Source organism: Caballeronia sp. dw_19 (assembly GCF_018449515.1).
Classification (GTDB): domain Bacteria; phylum Pseudomonadota; class Gammaproteobacteria; order Burkholderiales; family Burkholderiaceae; genus Caballeronia.
This window is the reverse complement of record NZ_JAAVUQ010000090.1, coordinates 1-4,158: the sequence shown is the minus strand read 5'-3', so window position 1 is coordinate 4,158 and position 4,158 is coordinate 1. Positions and strand designations below refer to the sequence as shown.

At 54.4% G+C, this 4,158-nt stretch carries 3 protein-coding genes and 1 pseudogene; all 4 read right to left on the bottom strand.

What is annotated here, in order from left to right; translation table 11 throughout:
• On the bottom strand, window positions 1-657 hold a 657-nt coding region (locus HB376_RS40490; protein WP_255631897.1), incomplete at its 3' end, for a FecR domain-containing protein.
• 245 nt (window positions 658-902) lie between these two features.
• A complete protein-coding gene (locus tag HB376_RS40485) occupies window positions 903-1,529 on the bottom strand; it encodes a sigma-70 family RNA polymerase sigma factor (RefSeq protein ID WP_255631896.1) in 627 nt (208 codons plus the stop codon).
• Window positions 1,530-1,969: 440 nt separating this feature from the next.
• The gene (locus tag HB376_RS40480; RefSeq protein ID WP_213769289.1) at window positions 1,970-2,431 is read right to left on the bottom strand and encodes a Fis family transcriptional regulator; all 462 of its coding nucleotides are present in this window, start codon (window positions 2,429-2,431) and stop codon (window positions 1,970-1,972) included.
• Between the two features lie 298 nt (window positions 2,432-2,729).
• Window positions 2,730-3,869, bottom strand: a pseudogene (locus tag HB376_RS40475) (aminotransferase class V-fold PLP-dependent enzyme); the annotation flags it as partial.
• Window positions 3,870-4,158 lie beyond the last annotated feature (289 nt).

The window sequence follows — 4,158 nt, the reverse complement described above, 5'->3', positions numbered from 1 at the left end:
CAGTGTTTGGGCGATCTGGCGAATCGTCGTGGTCGGGTCATCGAGAGGGAATAAGCCCGTCACCCGAAGCGTGGCCGCATCGGATGATAGTGTTACGAAGCCGGGAAGATAAGGGCGCAACGCCGCGATGACCTCGCTCAGTGGCCGATCAACCGCAGTGATAAAGCCATCGACCCAGGTAATTTCCGCATTTGCGTCCAGCGATCCGAGCATTCGCACGCCGGACGGTTGCATGAGCGCAACTGCGCCTGTACCGACGACAAATGTATCGCCCGACACAGAGCGCAGGCCAACTCTCGAATGCGTGACGGCGATGCGACTACCCTCGTCGGCCAAATTCACGCAAAAGGCTGTGCCCAAGGCAGCGGCCGTTCCATCGCGGGTAGTGACCGCCAGCGGGCGGGTCGAATCGGGTGCTACCTTAACGAATAGCTGCCCACGAAGAAGTTTAATTGACCGTATATGCTCGTTAAAATCGATGTCAACTGCAGAGTGCGCATCGAGAGTCATGAGCGAGCCGTCGGATAGCGTGATTAATTGCCTGCGTCCGATTTCGGTGGTGATGTCGGCAGAGAGCACGTCCAGAAATCCGCTGTGCCGCAACAGGTAACCTGTGAGGCCAATGACGGCGATCCCGCTGAGAGACCCTTGAATCATTTTTCGGCGTGGTAAGTCAGGCGCGCACAAAGCCTTTCGAGCAGCCGTGCCCCCACGGTTACGTACAGCCTCGAACGTTTTCAACTGCTGTTCGACGCGCTCCCAAGCACGTTGATGCAAGTGATCGGCCGCCCTCCATTTAGCGAACTCGAGCCGCTCTTCGTCGCTGACTGTCCCTGAAGAAAGGCGTACAGCCCACGCGATTGCTGCGCGGAGTACGGTCGCGCCCGGGTCCAAGTTCGTCACTACGAATGCACGTCCAAACAATGAGCCAGCGCCTTGGCCATATATTGGCCCACCATGCTGACCGAAACACCCAGTCTGGTTGAAATTTCCGCATACGTCATGCCGTCGAGCTGGCTGTATAGAAACGCCAGCCGTACACGTGCTGACAATCCGGCCAGACGTCGGTCAATCTCAGCCAGCATCTGCAACGTTTCGAATTTTTCTTCTTCCGATTGAACCGACCGGTCCGTCACGCGGGCGAGCTCAGCCAGATATGCATGCTCAAGATCTCGACGACGCCACAAATCGAACACCAGCCGCTGCGAGATGGTCGTCAGCAATGCCCTAGGTTCCCGCACAGCTTCAATGTCCCGCCTGGCCGACAACTGAGCGAAGGCCTCGGAACTCAAATCTTCAGCGACGAAAGGGCATCCCACCTTGCGCCACAGTCTAGACGTCAACCATGCATAGCTGCGCCGGAATTCCTCGCTAAGGATGCGCGCGCGCTCGCTGCCAGCATTCAAACCGACGCAGCCATAGTCAACTAGTCCCTCATCCACTTTTTCCATAAATGCCGATCGCGCCATGCGAAAACTGCCGATAAATATCGCTTTATTTCTTCTGGCGGAGCATGCCAGCTTTGGCAAAGTAGCATTTCAAAATGTTTTCCAGAACTATTTTTGTTGCATATCTATATCTGATTTTTGAAAACCTGGCCTAGATGTTCGCACCCTATCCGAACGGGTTACCAAATCACAGGCAGGAAAGGTTGCCTATGGCCCCTCCCTGCGATGACGCAAAATCGGTCGCCGTCTCTTCTGCGCAAAGCGTGCAGTGGGCCCAGCATGTATTTCGGCGAGGGCACATACGCCCTTCGAACAGTCATTGAGGCGCGGTGGCACACGCAGACCTAGAAAGATCCGCCGATGCTGCAGCGCTGGACAGTTCACTGGTGAATTGTGCCTCGGACGCGCTCCCTATTTTCTCACAGCAATGCACGGCTGGCTCTCCCGACGATACCGAGGTTGTTCAATCGACCCGCTCTATCCCGGCCGCTTCATCTTGATTTGCGTTCATAATGCGGAGATTAGCGAGACTGAACGGTGCGCGCGGCAATCGCGTGATTAGGGTGTTCGAGACGTTTGCCGACCCGCTCGATCGCGGATACCGGTGCGGCAGCTAGTTGGCGATCGTGGTGAGTAAGAAGTTCGGCAAAGAGGCAGAACGTTTCCTCTTCGAACGAAAATGTTCCAATTAATTCGCCGCGCTTGAACGACCGATATGCCGCGTCCTCAAGGACATCAAACGTGAGATTGAACCGACCACCATATCCGTGTTCGTCTAGCATAGAGGTAGCCAAGGCGACTCGAGTTAGTATTTTCAGAGCGCTTAGCGTTCCTGCTCCAGCACGCAAGGTCTCCAGCAAGAGGTGATACTCAAGCGACAACACATTGCGAATACCCACGGGCAACGGCAAGAGATCTGTCTTTTTCCTATCCTGACGAGCGCTCGACTGGCTCAATCTGTGAATCCAGTTGCGGGAGGTCATGTTGCTTTTAGATCAGTAAAGTTGTGAATTTGAAAAAAGTAAGCGATTCAAATGTTCTCCGATAATCTTTTCATGCAGCGATTCAGGTTTGAAAGAGATAGATTCGGAGCCCTTTGATATCGAGGCAATTATGGGCACGAGGTCTGCGTATCGCAGCGAACGCGGGCGGATATATCATGCTCCTAACTATGCTAGGGACGCTACCAAAGCAAGTTGGGCAACTCGTGACTAGCGGTGGATTACGCTTTCCTCGAAAGCGCTCACACAGCGACGCAGCGACGCCTCACCGGACAATCAAGCGGCATTGATTCACCGTCTGTCTAATACAAGCAATTGCTTGATCTACATCTTCACAGGTTGTATAACGACCCATACTGACACGTATCGTCCGTGCCGCAGCGTATTTGTCAAGTCCGATCGCAAGCAATACGTGCGATGGTGTGCCGTCCGCCGAATTGCAGGCGGACGTGGAAGAAACCCCGAGATCTGCGGCCAGCATGAATGGGAGAAACCCTGTCAGATCAACTCTCAAGCTCAGGGTATGCGGAACGCGACTGCAACTCCGCGCATTTTGCTCAATGCAATCGAGCGCGACAATACCGGTCAGTAACCGTTCGCTCAGCGCAGCGATTCGTCGAGTATCGTCCTCCATTTCCGCCATGGCGATCGCACACGCCTTCCCCATGCCGACTATTTGATGCGTCGCCAATGTTCCCGAACGTAAGCCTCTCTCATGCCCTCCGCCATGTATCTGCGGTGCAATTCGGGCAGCGGCCCCGCGAGCGACATAAAGTGCCCCTATTCCCTTCGGCCCGTAGACCTTATGAGCGGACATCGACATCAAGTCGATGCCGAGCGCCCTAACGTCGATTGATGTTTTACCAAGCGCTTGTGCCGCGTCAACATGCAACAACGCGCCCACTGAATGAACTATTGGTGCAATCGCCCCGATATCGGTTATCGTTCCAATTTCGTTGTTGACCAGCATGAGCGAGACTATCCCCGTGTCTGGCCTGAGTGCCGCGCTGACCGCGGCGGCGGTGATGGCGCCGCTTTCATCCGGCGCCACATAAGTGATGGAACATCCACGCCGCTCAAGGCTTGCGACAGTATCGAGAATGGCCTTGTGTTCTATACAGGTAGTGACAATATGGGGCGACGTTCCGGTTGCTTCGACAAATCCCTTCAGTGCCAGATTGTTTGACTCCGTCGCCCCTGAAGTCCATATGATTTCGTCAGCGCGGGCGCCGATAAGCAGCGCAACTTGCTCACGCGCTTTCTCGACGAGATCTCGTGCTTTTATGCCGGCAGAGTGCGAAGTAGAGGCTGGATTGCCGAAAATTCCTTCTATTCCGAGACAATTAACCATAGAAGTGATGACACGCGGATCCGCAGGCGTGGTTGCCGCGTAATCGAAGTAATATAGGTCGGCGCTCATCTTCGTCGTGATTTGGGTTGGAGCGCTAATTTTACGATTAAGAGGTTGAAAAAATTTTCCAATTCTTCTTCCGATTTACGGGATGAGTAGGATACGGCTGTGCCTAATAGTCGAGACGGTAGTCAACTGTTCTACGCCGCCTTCAGTTCACTATTCGTCGCGCGGCTTTTTCCGGTTAATACATCGCGCCTGAGTCGCATCTGAAATTAGACCTTGTGGCACTTCGACGACGGCGCGATCATTGTTTGGCGAAGGTTCGGGGGCTTGGGAGCCGCACCTAAAATTTAGC

What these genes read in the sequence shown, in the direction of transcription:
- HB376_RS40480 (WP_213769289.1), bottom strand. Translation starts at nt 2,431, where the DNA reads ATGACCTCCCGCAACTGGATTCACAGATTGAGCCAGTCGAGCGCTCGT.